Origin of the sequence: Paenibacillus vandeheii, assembly GCF_030433635.1 — a bacterium.
GTDB lineage: Bacteria > Bacillota > Bacilli > Paenibacillales > Paenibacillaceae > Paenibacillus > Paenibacillus vandeheii.
Genome location: NZ_JAROCD010000014.1, coordinates 1 through 16,669, shown reverse-complemented (window position 1 = coordinate 16,669; position 16,669 = coordinate 1). Strand labels below are relative to the sequence as shown.

The 16,669-nt window shown below is 48.9% G+C and carries 18 protein-coding genes and 1 tRNA gene; 16 read left to right on the top strand and 3 right to left on the bottom strand.

What is annotated here, in order from left to right:
* The 4 genes from P5G61_RS24900 to P5G61_RS24885 all read left to right on the top strand — a co-directional run bounded on the left by P5G61_RS24900 (nucleotide 1) and on the right by P5G61_RS24885 (nucleotide 3,311).
* The gene (locus tag P5G61_RS24900; protein ID WP_301248910.1) at nucleotides 1–990 is read left to right on the top strand and encodes an MBL fold metallo-hydrolase; all 990 of its coding nucleotides are present in this window, start codon (nucleotides 1–3) and stop codon (nucleotides 988–990) included.
* A gap of 195 nt (nucleotides 991–1,185) precedes the next feature.
* Nucleotides 1,186–1,581, top strand: coding sequence for a hypothetical protein (locus P5G61_RS24895; RefSeq protein WP_301248909.1), 396 nt, complete (start codon nucleotides 1,186–1,188; stop codon nucleotides 1,579–1,581).
* A complete protein-coding gene (locus P5G61_RS24890) occupies nucleotides 1,578–2,621 on the top strand; it encodes an FAD:protein FMN transferase (RefSeq protein WP_301248908.1) in 1,044 nt (347 codons plus the stop codon). The genes P5G61_RS24895 and P5G61_RS24890 overlap by 4 nt, the downstream gene beginning before the upstream one ends.
* A gap of 33 nt (nucleotides 2,622–2,654) precedes the next feature.
* A complete protein-coding gene (locus P5G61_RS24885) occupies nucleotides 2,655–3,311 on the top strand; it encodes a ferric reductase-like transmembrane domain-containing protein (protein ID WP_301248907.1) in 657 nt (218 codons plus the stop codon).
* A 74-nt stretch (nucleotides 3,312–3,385) separates the two neighbouring features.
* Here P5G61_RS24885 and P5G61_RS24880 read toward each other — a convergent pair whose 3' ends face one another.
* Nucleotides 3,386–3,952, bottom strand: coding sequence for a phosphatidylglycerophosphatase A family protein (locus P5G61_RS24880; RefSeq protein ID WP_024632520.1), 567 nt, complete (start codon nucleotides 3,950–3,952; stop codon nucleotides 3,386–3,388).
* Between the two features lie 213 nt (nucleotides 3,953–4,165).
* Here P5G61_RS24880 and P5G61_RS24875 point away from each other — a divergent pair, with 213 nt between their 5' ends.
* The 8 genes from P5G61_RS24875 (at nucleotide 4,166) to P5G61_RS24840 (ending at nucleotide 12,432) form a co-directional block, all read left to right on the top strand.
* Nucleotides 4,166–5,221, top strand: coding sequence for a GerMN domain-containing protein (locus tag P5G61_RS24875; protein WP_079347395.1), 1,056 nt, complete (start codon nucleotides 4,166–4,168; stop codon nucleotides 5,219–5,221).
* Between the two features lie 146 nt (nucleotides 5,222–5,367).
* Entirely contained in the window at nucleotides 5,368–6,126 is a 759-nt protein-coding gene (rph, locus tag P5G61_RS24870; RefSeq protein WP_024632518.1) for a ribonuclease PH, read from the top strand.
* 1 nt (nucleotide 6,127) lies between these two features.
* Nucleotides 6,128–6,751, top strand: a complete 624-nt coding sequence (locus tag P5G61_RS24865; RefSeq protein ID WP_301248906.1) for an XTP/dITP diphosphatase — start codon at nucleotides 6,128–6,130, stop codon at nucleotides 6,749–6,751.
* 369 nt (nucleotides 6,752–7,120) lie between these two features.
* Complete coding sequence (locus tag P5G61_RS24860; RefSeq protein WP_301248904.1) at nucleotides 7,121–7,963, top strand: STM4015 family protein; 843 nt, start codon at nucleotides 7,121–7,123, stop codon at nucleotides 7,961–7,963.
* Between the two features lie 3 nt (nucleotides 7,964–7,966).
* Complete coding sequence (locus tag P5G61_RS24855) at nucleotides 7,967–9,328, top strand: STM4014 family protein (RefSeq protein ID WP_301248903.1); 1,362 nt, start codon at nucleotides 7,967–7,969, stop codon at nucleotides 9,326–9,328.
* A complete protein-coding gene (locus P5G61_RS24850) occupies nucleotides 9,321–10,106 on the top strand; it encodes an STM4013/SEN3800 family hydrolase (RefSeq protein ID WP_301248902.1) in 786 nt (261 codons plus the stop codon). The genes P5G61_RS24855 and P5G61_RS24850 overlap by 8 nt, the downstream gene beginning before the upstream one ends.
* 68 nt (nucleotides 10,107–10,174) lie before the next feature.
* Nucleotides 10,175–11,572 (top strand): STM4012 family radical SAM protein, encoded by a 1,398-nt coding sequence (locus tag P5G61_RS24845; protein WP_301248901.1) that lies wholly within the window; start codon nucleotides 10,175–10,177, stop codon nucleotides 11,570–11,572.
* Nucleotides 11,569–12,432 (top strand): STM4011 family radical SAM protein, encoded by an 864-nt coding sequence (locus tag P5G61_RS24840; protein ID WP_301248900.1) that lies wholly within the window; start codon nucleotides 11,569–11,571, stop codon nucleotides 12,430–12,432. The genes P5G61_RS24845 and P5G61_RS24840 overlap by 4 nt, the downstream gene beginning before the upstream one ends.
* Before the next feature lie 139 nt (nucleotides 12,433–12,571).
* Here the strand turns inward: P5G61_RS24840 and asnB are convergent, their stop codons facing one another.
* Nucleotides 12,572–14,416, bottom strand: a complete 1,845-nt coding sequence (asnB, locus tag P5G61_RS24835) for an asparagine synthase (glutamine-hydrolyzing) (RefSeq protein ID WP_301248898.1) — start codon at nucleotides 14,414–14,416, stop codon at nucleotides 12,572–12,574.
* 195 nt (nucleotides 14,417–14,611) lie between these two features.
* On the opposite strand from asnB, the gene P5G61_RS24830 reads away from it, so the two are divergent.
* From P5G61_RS24830 to P5G61_RS24820, 3 genes are all read left to right on the top strand, one after another.
* Complete coding sequence (locus tag P5G61_RS24830) at nucleotides 14,612–14,911, top strand: hypothetical protein (protein ID WP_301248897.1); 300 nt, start codon at nucleotides 14,612–14,614, stop codon at nucleotides 14,909–14,911.
* A 25-nt stretch (nucleotides 14,912–14,936) separates the two neighbouring features.
* Nucleotides 14,937–15,293 (top strand): hypothetical protein, encoded by a 357-nt coding sequence (locus P5G61_RS24825; protein ID WP_079347381.1) that lies wholly within the window; start codon nucleotides 14,937–14,939, stop codon nucleotides 15,291–15,293.
* A gap of 91 nt (nucleotides 15,294–15,384) precedes the next feature.
* Entirely contained in the window at nucleotides 15,385–15,513 is a 129-nt protein-coding gene (locus P5G61_RS24820; RefSeq protein WP_256984583.1) for a hypothetical protein, read from the top strand.
* 79 nt (nucleotides 15,514–15,592) lie between these two features.
* Here the strand turns inward: P5G61_RS24820 and P5G61_RS24815 are convergent, their stop codons facing one another.
* Nucleotides 15,593–15,886 carry a magnetosome magnetite crystal formation protein family gene (locus P5G61_RS24815; RefSeq protein WP_053783120.1) on the bottom strand — a complete coding sequence of 98 codons (294 nt, stop codon included), beginning with the start codon at nucleotides 15,884–15,886 and terminating at the stop codon, nucleotides 15,593–15,595.
* Between the two features lie 280 nt (nucleotides 15,887–16,166).
* Here P5G61_RS24815 and P5G61_RS24810 point away from each other — a divergent pair.
* A tRNA-Arg gene (locus tag P5G61_RS24810) sits at nucleotides 16,167–16,240 on the top strand.
* The last annotated feature ends 429 nt before the right edge of the window (nucleotides 16,241–16,669 follow it).

Genomic DNA, 16,669 nt, shown 5'->3' with positions numbered 1-16,669 from the left:
ATGAAGCAAACGGAATCCATTTCCATGCCAGCAGGCATGCATCGGGTCAAGATTACGATGGCTTTTCCACTCCGCTGGGTGAACAGCTATATACTTTATGAACCGGACGGAACAATAACGATTGTTGACCCGGGACCACGCAGTGCTGAGACGGAACAGGAGTGGCATGAAGCACTCGCAGGTTTAAATTTAACTTTACAGGATATTAAGCAAGTTGTGTTGACTCACCATCATCCCGATCATCTGGGGTTATCCGGCTGGATACAGCAGCAAACGGGTGCGCCTGTTCGAATGTCCACACGATCCCGCCAGGAGGCAGATTATATGTGGGGACCTGAGGCGACCATTAACACAGTGCTACCGGAATACTATGGTCGCCACGGGATGCCGGAAGACAAGATGGAGCAGATTGGCGAACATATGGAGGGATTCAACTCACAGATTACGCCACTTCCACTTGTGACACCGATTGAAAATGGCGAATGGCTGGTTATGGGCGGGAAAAAGTGGATTGCGGTGGAAACAGGGGGGCACGCGCCAGGACATCTATCCTTTTATGCGCCGGACTCCAGGGAGATCCTGTGTGGAGATGCGGTATTACCGCAGATCTCACCGAATATCAGCCTGCAGCCAGGAAGTGACGATCAGCCTTTATTGTCTTATATGGAAGGGCTGCATCGACTGGGGGCTTTGGATGTAGAGGTGGCATATCCAGGTCACCGGAATCCGTTTGGCCATTTTGCCGATCGAACCGTCCATCTGCTTACTCATCATGAGGAACGCCTTCAGAAGATGGGTGAGCGAATCCGGGAAGCACCGACGAGTGCATATGATATGTGTGTATTTATGTTCGGCGACCGCTTGGGAACACATCAGCTTCGCTTTGCGATGAGTGAGACGTTGGCGCATCTGCAGGAATTGATCCGACGTGAGGTTATTGTACAGGAGCAGCGGTCGGACGGAGAATTCTTTTTTAGGGAGCATGGTTAGGGTGTATACTTGGGATTACAAGACTTTGAGGCAGGGGATCTTCCTGGTCAGAGTCTTTTTTTTGCGTATAACGACTTAAATAATGACTTCAATAAAATAAAGCTTTAGTCTCTCTTAACGGTTCATTCATCTTCTTTTAAGCCTGCACTTCTATGATAAATGCATGAACTTCGCCATAGAAAGCAGGGAAGAGCGATGACTAGAAAAAAACGAAACCAATGGAGAAAATGGCAAGCCTCGGCGGCGGCAACGTTGACCGTGGCTGCACTCTTTCAATATGTAAGAACTTCTGATGCCTTTGATATCGCTTATGCGGCGGCTAATGGTAATGATATAAGCAGTACAGCCTCTACCCGGGTGGATACCCAGGATGATGTCATGGACGAATGGACAGATAACACGGACAGCATTTCCAATGCACCGTCCAATGAGGGCGATAGCCTGGATGAGGGGACGGCCGATGGAACCAACGCCATCGTTCCGAATCAAGGCAGATCGTCGGGTGGCTGGATATCAGATCAGAGCAGCAATCAGGATACAGACTCCGGATATAGCCGTGGCAACTATCAGTCACGCACAGGTGCATCATGAGCCGCACAGAGCAAGCCTCCCGTCTGCTTATGTTCCGTTTCCGGGCGATGAACACGGACGTGGAAGTCCAGTTGGCAGCAGGACGGGAAGAGGCTGAGCATGCGGCAGCGCTGGTGAAAAATTGGTTCGAAACGCAGGAACAGCGATTCAGCCGATTTGCGGCAGACAGTGAATTGAATCGTCTGAATCGTTGCACAGGCTGGATGCCCATCTCCGCAGCAATGGATGAGGTGTTAAGTTTGGCATACGGTTATATTGGTCAGACGGAAGGGATTTTTCAGCCAGGTATCTCTCAGGCTCTGCGGGCTTCTGGTTACGATGTCAGCTTCGAGCAGCTGCAGCAAAGAGAGCTTCATCCATCAGGAACCGAACGCAGGTGGGACATCCGACAATCGGATATAAATGATATGCCAAAAGATGAATATGACTATAGCCGCCCAAGCTGGATTCAAAGGGAAGGCAGCCGAATGGTTCATAAGGACCCTGGAACCGAGCTGGACCTTGGGGGCATTGTTAAGGGCTGGGCTGTTGAGCGTATCGCCGATTGGCTGCAACGTACACTCCATATTCCGGCGGGGTTAATTAATGCAGGTGGAGATATTCAGGCATGGGGGACAATGGATCATCCGATGTGGTCTGTACATGTCACCGATCCTTATCAAGAGGAGCGTAATCTGATAGGGAACATTCAGTTGCGGAAAGGTGCAGTTGCCACTTCTGGTATTGTGCGAAGACATTGGGAGAATATGGACGGTAGCCTTTCGCATCACTTGATTGATCCCCGTACGATGAAGCCAGCGGATACCGATGTGCTGCAGTGTACCGTTCTGGGCCAGCATGCATCGCAATGTGAAATTATTGCCAAGACCGTTTGTATCTTGGGAAGTGCCGAGGCAGTGGGCTGGTTAAACCGACATTACGATCGGCATGACGTCCTCTGGATGACTCGGAATGGGAGCACTTATTTTAGAGGCAATACCGATACGCTTGCTGAACGCTGGCCCGGGTTTGATCCGGATCACCGCTTCAGCCTTATATAAACGACAAGTCTATCAGATATGGGGGAGCCGGTTATGGCACAATGGATTGTAAATTACCTGCCGACGTGGAATATCATTCGAATTAGTGGAATAGGCGCTTATTTGCTGCTCTTTGCGGGTGTGTTTCTGGGGATCGCTCAAGGCATGCCCATGGCCAAAGGCAAACCCAAAGCAGCCATGTTTAAATGGCATACCCGAACGACCTGGCTCGCCTTTGGACTTGGACTTGTACATGCGTTAACCCTATATATTGATCACTATAGCCCGTTTACCTGGAGTGAATTGCTCATTCCGTTTACGGCTTCCGTGCATCCAATCGGAAGCGGATTGGGTACGTTAGCTTTTTATGGTCTCGTGATCGTACTGTTATCCAGTGACCTGCGTAACAAGCTCGGCCGCAAATGGTGGTTTATGTTCCATTTGCTGTCTTATCCCGTATTTATCGGTTTACTGTTCCATGGCATGGTTACCGGTACGGATTCCGGTAACGTCATTATGCGCCTGATGTATGTATTTACTGGGTTGAGCATACTTGGTATTACTGTACTTCGTGGTTTGTTGCGAGAACGCAAAGGCCCGGAAATTACGATTGGACCCAGTCGTGTACAGGCTAAGCCAGCTTCAGCCGAACAGAATTGGAGAGAAGTATATCGATTGGCGGGAGCGGGAAGACAGGAGCATATGAAATAACGTATACCGAAATAAGTGAATATACAAAAGAAGCGGCCTGGTGGCCGCCTTTTTGTCATGATCCGAATCGTAAACTATACGATATCATCGCTGACCGGTTTTTGTCCCAAAGCTTCTTCAAGCTCCGATTGTTTGCGATGTGCAATCCGGCTGCTGGCCGCCGAGGCAATAGCACCCACGATATCATCCAGAAACGTATGCACAGGCCCAAGGCTCTTGTCGTTCAGACGTTCAAGCACGCCAGGTTTTAACTTGTCTACATAACCGTAATTCGTGAATCCGATACTGCCGTATACGTTGACGATGGAGAACGCGAGAATCTCATCCACACCATATAACCCCTCATCATTCTCAATCATCTCCTGCAAAGGCGAAATGAGTTTGCCTTGCTCTGCCAACAGGTCCAGCTGAATGCCTGTCAGGACTGCGTTCTGGACCTCACGTTTGCGTAACACTTTCTCCACATTGTCGATACATTCTTCCATCGTCAGATCTGGATAATACTTTTTCTGCAGCATCATGACCAGTTCCGCGATCTCAGAGATTTTGACGCCCCTCTTATGCAGCCATTCCCTCGTGGCCTCTTCCACTTTGCGGCTATTCAGGCTGTAAGGGATTTTTTCTTGCTCAGGATGTTCCATGGGCGATTCCTCCTCTGAAGTTAGCAATGTCCTTATGCTTGTATCCTAATACGTTATTAACCGTTTTGGGTTTCTTTGCTACTTTCGATGGGGATGGAACGCCTGATTTTGACTTTATGCATGATGTGCTTGTTTAAAAAGTAGTTATTTTTTGGGCAAAGGCTCGTATACATGGTAGTACAAACTGTAAAAATGATGAGGGGGAACGTGATCATGAGTAAGATCCGTTATTTGCGTACAGCTTCTGCAGCTGCGCTGTTGAGTATTCCTGTGGTGTTATCCGGATGTGGCATGTTTGGGGCACAGTCCTCCGAGGCAATCGATCCACCGCCGCCGATTCAGGAAGCGGCTATGATTCAGGCGGCCGAGGGCAACGGATCACTCGCCAAGCTGCCGCTTACAACCGTGTATTTGCAGGACCAGCAAGGTTTGCTTGCTCCGGTATCCATGACGCTTCCGTCGGGCACGGACGTTAGCAGCCCCAAAACAGCTCTGGATACACTCGTGACGGGCGGTCCTTATGCAGGGATGTTGCCTGAAGGATTTCAGGGCGTTCTCCCGCAGGGCACTGTTGTTCAGAACGTAACGATTCATGCGGATGACAAGCTGGCAGTCGTGGAGTTCTCGGGCGACTTCGCCAAGTATGATGCCAAGGACGAGCGCAAAATGCTGGAGGCTGTCACCTGGACACTCACGGGTACACCAGATGTGCAGAACGTACAGATCTGGGTAGACGGCAAAAAGCTGACGCAAATGCCAGTAAACAGCACACCGCTGCCGGAACCGTTGAACCGGGCGGTGGGCATCAATCTCGATTTGGGTGATACATTCACGACCAACAGCAGTCCGGTGACGGTTTATTTCTCAGCCGCTACGCCAGCAGGCATCCAATATTATGTTCCGGTTACACGTCTTGTGACACCAGGTGGAGACCGGGTGCAGGCGGCGTTGAATGAACTGATCAAGGGGCCAGCCAAAGGCGGGGAGCTGGAAGAGGTTATGACAGGCGGAACCCAGCTGCAATCGGTCAAAACGTCCCAGGATGGAACCGTAACGGTTGCACTCAAAGACGACATGTTCACCGAGGGAGATGTCGTGCCAAGTGAACTGCTGCAATCCGTCGTGTTGACCACGGCTGAGAACACAGCAGGCAAGGAAGCTAAAGTCCAGATTGAATGGAATGGCCAAAAGACAGTCATGAGTGATGATAATCGGGATTATAGTGCCCCCGTATCGAAGCCTGAATATATCAACGAGATTCCAATTTAAGCCACAAAGAGCCGTCTAGCGTAAGGTTGACAGAACTCTTTGGGGGACAGGATGCTTTTAACTGAACTCTTTGGTAATATAGAAGGGATTAGTAAAAGTGTGAACAAGCTCGACATTACAGGATGCTTAAGTCGTAGGAGGCAGAAATGATGAGATCTAACGGACGAACAAGCGACCAGCTGCGCCCGATGAATTTAACAATTAACACAAATAAATACGCCGAAGGTTCTGTACTGATTGAAGTGGGAGATACCAAGGTTATTTGTACAGCTACTGTGGAGGAACGTGTTCCTCCCTTTATGAAAGGGCAGGGTAAAGGCTGGGTAACGGCTGAATACTCCATGCTGCCGCGTGCAACACATACCCGGAATCAGCGTGAAGCGAACCGCGGCAAATTGACTGGGCGCACCATGGAAATTCAGCGCCTGATTGGCCGGGCACTGCGCTCAGTCGTTAATTTGCAGGCGCTGGGTGAGCGTACGATTACACTGGACTGTGATGTTATACAAGCAGACGGGGGTACACGCACAACGTCCATTACCGGTTCGTTTGTAGCTCTGGCTCTCGCTGTGAACAAAATTTCCCAACAACATAAACTGCAAGTATTCCCGATTACAGATTTCATTGCAGCGGTAAGTGTGGGTGTAGTTGGAGAACAGCCTGTGCTGGATCTGAACTATGATGAAGATTCCAAAGCCAAGGTAGATATGAACCTCGTGATGACGGGCGGCGGGAAATATGTGGAGCTTCAGGGAACAGGCGAAGAAGCACCATTTGACCGTCGTGAGCTGAACGCGATGCTGGAGCTGGGTGAGCAGGGCATTCTGGAAATGATTGAGCGTCAAAAAGAAGTTCTTGGTCCCATTGCACTCAAGATCGGTGCTCGTGGATTAGGAGAAGCTTAAGATGAGTCTGGATAGCTCAATTATCATTGTTGCAACCCGCAATGCGGGGAAAGTACGTGAATTTGCCCATGCATTCGCTCCGCTGGGCAAAGAAGTCAAAAGCATGTTTGACTATCCGGAGCTGCCAGATGTTGTTGAGGATGGCGTAACCTTTGCGGAGAATGCTTGGAAGAAAGCCAAAGCGGTGGGTGATGCCCTTGGGCTGCCTGTCCTGGCTGACGATTCGGGATTGTGCGTGGATCTGCTGGACGGCGACCCGGGAGTGTATTCTGCGAGATATGCAGGTGAAGGTGCAACCGATGCGAAGAACAATGCCAAGCTGCTTGAGACGCTGGAATCCCTCAAATCCGGTGAAGATACCGAGCAACCGCTGCTGAGTCCGGCCCGTTTCGTCTGTGCACTGGTGTTATATGATCCGGCAACCGGAGACAAGTATGAATCAGAAGGCATGGTGGAAGGCTGGATCACAGCTGAAGCAGCCGGTGGTGGCGGGTTTGGATATGACCCACTCTTCTATGTGCCTGAATACGAGATGACGATGGCTGAGCTTACGTTGGAGCAAAAGCAGGCGATCAGTCACCGGGGTCACGCGCTGAGAGCGCTCGTATCCACACTGGAGGGTTGAGCTTCAACCGAATCGGCTCATACGAATATGAATGTATAAGGTGAATTCATAGCCTTGCTTCAATATCAAAGCGTTAGTGGAAGGTAAGAATCATTCCTGTGGGATGGTTTACCGACCATTAACGTTTTTTTATTTTTAAATGAGTGAGCTGAATTTAATAAATCCAGTACGTTAGACCCCCAATAAACCCCAATTTTCTTAGGATAAATATCGGAACGTATGTTCCTATACCTATAAAGGAAATATGAAGATTTCACGTTTGAGCAGAGCATTAGGACCGGGGTTGGAAGAAGTTGCAAGTCTTGTACCGTATCGGTTAACATTCAAGTTAACGAATCATCAATGAACTCAAACGGAGGGGATTTGCTTATGCAAGAAGTGAAGCTAACGGTGTCTTATGATGATTATGAGAACGGTATTCGTATGGAAACGTTGATCAGGGAGCTGGCTGCCAAACCGGAGGCTGGTTCGCTGGAGAGCCTGATTATTGGAGACTGGGGACAGGCTTATGAAAATTCGCCGGATGAATTCTTGGGAACACTCACCGAATTGGCTCCAAGCTTTCCGTCCTTGAAGAAACTGTTTATCGGAGATATGGGCTTTGAAGAATGCGAGGTATCCTGGATTATTCAGACGGATCTCACACCACTATTGGTTGCTTTTCCTGAATTGAAGTCGTTTTCAGTAAAGGGCAGCAGCGGACTAAGTCTGGAGCCAATGGAGCATGCCAAACTTGAAGAATTGATCATTATTTGCGGTGGTCTGCCCCAAGGCGTATTAGCTTCAATTGCCCGCGCTAAGTTGCCTGAATTGCGCAAGCTTGAACTATATTTGGGTGTGGAGGATTACGGGTTCGATGGTTCGCTTCAGGATGTACTTCCATTCTTGGAACAAGGCTTGTTTCCAAAGCTCGTCTACCTGGGTCTGAAAGATAGTGAGATTCAGGATGAGATTGCAAAAGCTGCAGCAGAGGCGCCGATTTTGGATCAACTGGAGGTCCTTGATCTGTCGGAGGGCACGTTGTCTGATGAAGGGGCCGAAGCACTGCTTGCCAGTGACAAGATCAAAAAACTTAAGCATCTTAATCTTAGTTACCACTACATGACGGACGAAATGCTCATTCGCTGGAAACGTTCTGGCATATCTGTAGATGTCAGCGAGCAACAACAGAGTGATGAAGATGACTGGCGTTACCCGTCGTTAACGGAATAAATGATGTCAGGCATGACGGAAATGGAAGAAAATTTGCAACGCTTAGCTAAGCATTCGGATATGATTTTGGAGCAGCCATTTTTGTTAATTGGAAATCCGAATAATCGCCGTACCCTTGAATTACAGCAGGCAAGACAGCGCCTTGGCTTACAACCTGCACTTGTGCTGCCTTATGCTCGTTTGCTACAGACATGGAGACAGGGCGGAACTATAGCGGATGCTTTACAGCAATGTCTGGGAGCGCGAGGGACTACGCACATGTACGGAGAGACATGGATATCTTCACCAACATCGATGTCCTATGCGAATCATGATTCAATTCACGGAGCGATTAACATACCTCTTATTCGAATGGACGCTCCTGGTGAGGAATGGGAGGTAGAGCGTGAGCTGCTCTTTCTTGGAGCTGGGAGTGATATAGCTCAGTTAAAGGATGGTACTTCTGCAAGCATGATTTCGGCAGAACAGACACTCGTTCTTGAACAGGAGTGGGGGCGAATCCACGCACCCGGCCAATGGTTTCGTGGCTGGAAGGCATGTTTGGAACGAGTCGGTCGTGAAGCTCGGGAATATTGGCCCAATGCCAGATTCATGAATGATCCCCATGACATTGCGATCATGTTTGATAAAAGGAAATGCCAGCAGCATCTATCCTCACACGGGGTTCAGATCCCTCCAATGCTCCCCTCTTCGGAGCCGATCAAAAACGCTGCCGAGCTGCGTATTGCAATGAAGACAGCCGGTATGAATCGCGTTTTCGTGAAGCTAGCGTGTGGTTCCGGGGCTTCAGGCGTTGTTGCCTATCAAATTAATCCCCGAACGGGTGCTGAAATTGCCATAACCACGGTGGGAATGGAGCGGGATCAAGGAAAGACCATTTTTTATAATGAAGGCCGGATGCGCAGGTACACACGTACTTCAGAGATTTCAGCGCTCATGGATTGGCTGTGTGCTGAGGGTGCCCAGATTGAACGCTGGATGGCCAAAGCGTCCCAGGGTTCAAGCGTGTTTGATATTCGCCAGCTTGTGGCAGGCAGACAAGCAGGACATGCTGTCGTACGGCTTAGTCAGACACCAATCACCAATCTGCATTTGCGCAATGAGCGGTTGCTGCCCGCAGAAGCGGGGCTGGATGAACAGCAGATGGAACGGGTTCAGACGGCAGCGAAAGCGGCGATGGCTGCCTTTCCCAACTCATGGTCTGCTGGTATTGATGTGATGCTCAGTAGTGGCACTGAACCCCGTGCTTATGTTCTGGATGTAAATCCGTTCGGAGATTTGTTGTACAGAGTACAGCATAACGGACTTGGAACGTATGAATGGGAAATGGAACTTTTGCGAAAGGGGCCTTACAACCATGCCTGATATGAACACCATCGTAGGCTCCCATGATCTATTGATGATCACCCTGGATACGTTAAGGTATGACGTGGCCAAGCTGGAGGAACAGAATTGCCCCAACCTGTGCGGCTCGGGTTCCTGGGAGCAGCGTCATACACCGGGAAGTTTTACGTATGCGGCACATCATGCCTTTTTTGGCGGCTTCATGCCTACACCTGCCAATACGGACAAAGCCTCTCACGTACGACTTTTTCATTCCCGGAATACCGGATTAAAGACTCATCCGCATACCTGGCTGTTCGACACACCGGATATCGTATCCGGATTCGCTGCTGAAGGATATCGTACGATCTGTATTGGCGGGGTCATTTTCTTCACCAAGAAAAATCCGCTCGCCAAAGTGCTGCCAGCTTATTTTCAGCAAAGCTACTGGCGAATGAACTTTGGGGTAACCAATCCCAAATCGACCGAGCATCAGGTTCAGCATGCCCTGAAGCTGCTGGAGCAGAGCGCACCGGATGAAAAGCTGTTTCTGTTCCTGAACGTGTCTGCCATCCACGGGCCCAATCGTTATTTTGTGGAGGGTGCCAGAGAGGACTCGGTAGAGACACAGCGTGCAGCGCTTCGGTACGTGGATAAGGCCCTCGGGCCATTGTTTGATGCAATGAGGCAGCGTTCACGGCCTACGTTTTGTTTTGCTTTTTCCGATCATGGCACGGCTTATGGTGAGGATGGTTATCAGGGCCACAGGCTGGCGCATGATGTCGTCTGGAATGTGCCTTACCGTGAATTTGTTTTATAGAACTGCTGAAACTGCTGGAGACAGCTTGTACTACGAACGATAACAAACCGGAGATAAGGAGGAGACCGATGGACGATCAATCTCAACATACGACAGCTGGTCATTCCGCACAGGCCTGCTCTAATACAGCTACCAGTCTCAGAGAAGTGCTTGCTTCACCCTATCGCTCTTATTTATATTCGTATCCCCACAAGACCGCATATCGGGACTTGAACCCGCCGTTACCGCTCGGTCCGTTGTGGGAACGTGAGAATACTGATACGTATTTTTTATATATGCACATCCCGTTTTGTGCCGCTCGTTGCGGATTTTGCAATCTGTTCACGCTGCCGGATCGCCGTGATGACACCCATGTACGTTATGTGGATGCGCTGGAACGGCAAGCCAAGCAGTGGGCACCACTCACTTCACGCAGACCCTATTCGAGGTTTGCCATCGGTGGTGGGACACCCACATTATTGAATGAAATTCAGTTGAACCGCTTGTTCGATATTGCAGAACATGTGATGGGGCTTGATCCAGCGCAAGCTTCGATCTCGGTAGAAACGTCACCAGACACCGTAACGGAAGCGAAGCTGCAGATTATGAAGGAGCGAAGCGTGGACCGTGTAAGCATGGGCATCCAAAGTTTTATTGAAGCGGAAGCCTCAGCGATCTACCGTCCACAGAAACCGCAGGAAGTGGAACGCGCGCTTGAGAAACTTGCGCGTTTTGAATTTCCTTTGTTGAATTTGGATCTGATCTATGGGCTGCCGGGACAAACGGTGGAATCATGGCTGTATTCCCTGGAACGTGTCCTCTCCTATGAACCGGGTGAGATTTTCATTTATCCGCTGTACACCCGTGAGAATACCATTGTGAAACCGGACGATATCCAGCGTCAGGGACCGGATATTCGGATGGAGCTTTACAGGGCTGCGCGTGAGACTTTAAAAAGCCGGGGCTATGTCCAGTATTCCATGCGCAGATTTGCCAAAGAGCAATCTTCTTTTGGCAGTAAGGAGCTTCTGCCCTACAGTTGTCAGGAGGAAGGCATGGTTGGTCTTGGATGCGGTGCGCGCTCGTATACCAGTGAAGTACACTATGCTTCCAAGTATGGTGTGAGTTATAAGGCCACACAAAGCATCATTGCTGATTATGTGGCGACCGAGCGCTATGATGTGGCCGATTACGGTATTGTCCTGAGCCGGGAGGAGCAGAAGCGCCGCTTTATTCTGAAAGCCCTGCTGCATCGCGAAGGATTGGCGCTGTCCGATTATTACGAGCGATTCAAAACGGAAGTCATGTCAGACTACGTCTGGTTGGGTGAATTGTTGTCAGAGGGCATGGCTGAGCTTGAGCGGGATTATGAGGGTAGTCAGGTGCTGCGCTTGACAGAAGAGGGCTTGGGGTACTCTGATGCCATTGGAGATTGGCTTATCTCCGCTGAGGTTCGTGAACAAATGGAAGGGTTTGTGTTCTCATGAGAGCAACCTTGTATTATCGGGGCAAGCTGTCATCCTGTAATTACGACTGCCCTTACTGCCCGTTTAGCAAAACGATAGATTCCAAGGAGACGCTTGAGGTGGATGAACAACAACTGCGCCAATTTGTGAATTGGGTGAGGGAACAGGAGAACGCTGGACATCAATTTTCGATTTTCTTTAACCCGTATGGAGAAGCGCTGGTACGTCGCTGGTACCGGGACGCCATGATAGAGCTGTCACATATGCCGCATGTTGACAAAATTGCAGTCCAAACCAATTTATCCGTCAAACTGGACTGGGCCCGTGAATTGAATCATCAGAAAGCGGCATTTTGGGCGACCTATCACCCGCGTGAGACGAAGGAGTCTTCCTTTGTAAAACAATGTTTGACTTTACGTGAGATGGGGCTTGCTTTTAGTGTGGGGACGGTTGGATTGCGCAGTGCATTTCCGGCTATTGAATCGATGAGGCAGGCTTTACCCGAAGATGTGTATATGTGGATCAATGCCTTTAAAGATCGACCGAAGTATTACACCGTAGATGAGGTCGCCTTTTTACGGTCGATTGACCCGCTGTTTGAAGGGAATTTGCAGGATTACGATAGCTTGGGCAAGCGCTGTTCCGCTGGTTCGCAGGTATTTTATGTGCAAGGGTCAGGGCATGTAAAAAGATGTTATAAAGATCGTCGGATCATAGGACATTTATACCGCGATGGTTTGGAAGCTTTAGCCGCAGATCGCCCGTGTGGCATGAAGAAGTGTGGCTGTTACATCGGTTATATTCATATGGAGGATACACCGTTCAGAGAGATCTTTGGCAGTGGATTGCTTGAACGAAATCCAGCTGCAATCCATGGATAGGAGGAAGGCCTCCAACCAAAATTTCAAAGTGAATATTATTTTGGTTTTATATATTAAAAGGGTGCTTGGTAAGAACAGCTATGCTGTTCACCAAACACCCATTTTAATATTGACCCATACATGTGAACCTTAGTACAACTTACCGAATGGCCACTTTGTACGTACGGAGCCACGAGTTGATCTGTGTCAAATAAGCAAACAGCTGTGGACCCGACATTAACTGTCCAAACCAGGGCAGGTTCGATGAAGCATCCGATGAGGAGGCCAATTTGCGAATTTGCGCTTTATCGATTAATGGCAAGATCGGAGAGCTTGCGTCATCCAAAATATCAAGCACCTGCTGTTTAACGGCCGCCAGGTACTGCGGGTTATGTGTTTTCGGATACGGACTCTTTTTCCGATATAACACATCGTCAGGCAATACACCTTCCAGCGCTTTACGCAGAATTCCTTTTTCCCGTCCGCCTGTCATTTTCATTTCCCAAGGAACGTTAAACGCATATTGAATTAAACGATGATCACAGTAAGGCACCCGAACTTCAAGCCCGGCCCCCATACTCATCCGATCTTTACGATCCAGGAGTGTAGGCATGAACCGGGTGATGTTCAGATAGGACATGACTCGCATTTGGGCTGCCTTACCCGTTTCTCCATCGAGTAACGGCACTTCAGCTACAGCATCTGAATAACGATCCGCGAGATATTCCAGCGGCTTGATCCATTCCCGAATGTCCGGGGATAACAATCCTGCTCGCATGTCAGGCGCTACAGACCATGGGAATGTACCGGAGTTCAGCATCTCTTCCCGATGGAACCAGGGATAACCGCCAAATACTTCATCTGCCGCTTCGCCTGAAATGGCAACCGTGGCTCCTTTTTTGATTTCTTTACAGAAGAGATAGAGGGAGGAATCCACATCTGCCATGCCCGGCAAATCACGCACGAGCATGGCCTGAGTCAGGGCATGAACCAGTTCACCATTTTCAATCTCAATCCAGTGATGATCCGTCTTCAGTTCATCCACCATTCGCTTAATCCAGGGGCCATCAGCACCAGGCTGGAAGGAATGGGCCTGAAAATGCTTTGCATTATCCACATAGTCGACCGAATATGTGCTGACTTGACCTTGACCGGTTCGGTTGTAATAATCCACCGCTAATGCAGACAAAGCGCTGGAATCCAGTCCTCCTGACAACAGGGAGCAGACCGGAACGTCCGAGGCAAGCTGCCGTTCTAATGTATCCTGCAACAGGCTGCGCACCTCGGCAGCTGTTTCTTCCAGGTTATGTTCGTGATGCTGACTTTCCAGCTTCCAGTAAGCATAGGTTTTAATCCCGTTTCGGTTGTAGATAAGCGCATGCGCAGGTTTGAGCTCGTTAAGAGAGGAATATACGCCGTGTCCAGGTGTCCGGGCAGGACCGACAATAAATACCTCTGCCAATCCTTCAGGGCCAACAGCAGCTTCAACATCCGGATGGATGAGAAGTGCTTTGGGCTCTGAGCCGAATACAAGGGTATCTTTTGCATTACTGTAGAACAGAGGTTTGACCCCCAGGCGGTCACGTGCGATAAAAACCTGTTCGCGTCCACCATCCCATATGGCAAAAGCAAAAATTCCGTTAAACCGGTCAACACAGGCCGGTCCCCACTCAATATAAGAGGCGAGCAGAACTTCCGTATCACATTGTGTGCGGAAATGGTGTCCCCGCTGGAGCAATTCCTTTTTCAACTCGGGGGCATTGTATAGTTCTCCGTTATACACGACGGTATAGGAGGTGTCTCCCTGTAACGCATGCATGGGCTGTGCCCCGTTCTCCGGGTCCATAACGCTGAGACGCCGATGTCCGAACGCACAAGGATTGGAGATCCATGTACCTGAAGCGTCGGGCCCCCGGTTCGACAAGCTGTCCGTCATCCGGACCAGCAGCTCTGATTCCTGGGTCAAGTCCCGATTCCACTGTATGAAGCCGGTTATACCGCACATGGTTTGTTCATCCTTTCTTAGTCGAGTCATTCATCCGAAAGGCTGCTTAAGTTGCTAACAGCCAGCAAATGTTGTCTTTTTCGTCAGAAGTCGTAACAAATATATGCCGAAAGCAGGCATAAAATGTCTGTCCTCTTCGGAAACTAGTTCTAGGGACAACGGCCTCAACATGCCTGTGAAGGAGAGAACTTGCAAATGGACAGTATGACCTATTATGTATCTGTCATGGGGCGCTCCGTTATTCCGGACCCGTACGCAACGTCGTATGAATGGGTTATCCATGCGACGCCTCAAGAGGCGGAACAATTACTGGGACTGCTTAATCTAATGCAGGAAAAAGAGGAAGAAGCCTTTCCAGGAATGGTATTCCCTTGGCCGGATACACCGGAGGAGTCTGTAAATCGTGCATATGAAGCTGTATTACAGCAGGTGTATCGGGAGATTTATCGCTTGGGAACACCGGAGACCCGATACCAGATCGAACAAAGTACATGAAATGGACAAAGGAGCGCGATAACAAATGTATGCCATTCAGGATGCCAAAATACGCAGATTAACCGAAGTGGATGGATTGTCTTGTGCAGAAGTTGAGGTGCAGCCTGGAAATACGGGGGACCCGTCTTTGCTTGTATACGTTGCGGCAACCCAGCCAGGGAACTCGCTTGAAGTCGTTCGAATTGTACGCAATCATTCGGATGCTGTTCTGGACTGGTACAATAACAATATGCATACAGCGTTTGAAGATGCCACAGAAACGGCGTTTGAGAACAGTGAAGGCATTACAGCAGGAGAGGATAAGGCCCGGTTTCAGAGTGAGCTGCTTGCTTTTGGATTACTGGGGCCGACTCTTCAGCGCTATTTGGTGGGGCAGGCGTAAGGCGAGTGTTCCAACAAATGCCGATAGGGGCAAAGGATAAGCGGAATTACCCGGAGCCATACTAAATGCAAGTTCCGGGGAGGTGATAGCAATGGCTTCCAAGTTCAAGAAAAACAAAGGAAACCTTTACGCGCATCATACCGAGTTTGCCGAGGAAGTGCTAGCCATAAACAGCAAGCGTCCTGCCCAGAAAAATCCGTGGCGTCAGGGAAACAAGTAACCGGAATGCAGAAACCCGCCCTTCTTCCGAAAGGCGGGTTTTTGAATGATTAATTTAACTTGATTGTGAAAACTTGTGGTCAGGCATATTCACGAAGCACTTGAATCCCTTTGACGATATTGTATACAAAACTTAATGCATAAATGACAAAGAACAGAATTACAAATCCGACAGCGGAACCGAGACTGTGGGCGGTAACGAAGAAATAAAGTAGCGGGATGGCGGCAAGAAACGGGAATATATGCGAGAATAAGGCCCGTTTAGCATGTCCCTCAATATAGTTGTCCTTGGCAACAATCCAAATAATGATGGGAAACAGGAATGGTGCGAAGAAGATACTAAAATAGGATAATGCGGATAAAAGTTGTCTCATAGCGTTTCTCTCCTTTATCTGATTCAGTGAAATGTATGTATGCAAAAGATTACCCAGCAATTCTCATCATGAATATGTCTGCCCATGTTCTATATACATCTGAGCTTAATATCCTCAATATTGCCTGCTTAAAGCATTCATATTCTGTACCTGTGTTGAGTATGAAAATAATACGTTCAAGACAAGTGAAAAGATGCAATTATTAATTTTTTTATAAAACTATTGAAAAATATAGAAATCGGAGTATAATAGGAATCGCGCCATATTTTTATACATATTTGTCTCAGTAGCTCAGCAGGATAGAGCAACGGCCTTCTAAGCCGTCGGTCGGGGGTTCGAATCCCTCCTGGGACGTAAGAAAAAGCTTCCTTCGGGAAGCTTTTTTGCGTTCAGGGGATGAGAACCCCCAAAGGTTCGTCGGAGGATAAGCTTCGAAAGGAATACTTCGCAGTCTCGACAGTAAGGAGAGTATCCCTCCTGGGACGTAAGAAAAAGCTTCCTTCGGGAAGCTTTTTTGCGTTCAGGGGATGAGAACCCCAAGGTTCGTCGGAGGATAAGCTTCGATAGGAATACTTCGCAGTCTCGACTGTAAGGAGAGTAGAGAGATTCCTGTCGGCATTAAAAAGGGGTTGAATGATTGGTAGTGATGGAAAAGAGATGAAAGGTTATAGGTATAAACTATAAATTGTATAGAATTTATATATTTAAGACGGATTGTAATATGAAGTGCGACACCCTACTGAAATAAAAAAATGGCTCATAGCCTGATTCGTGTAGAATGAA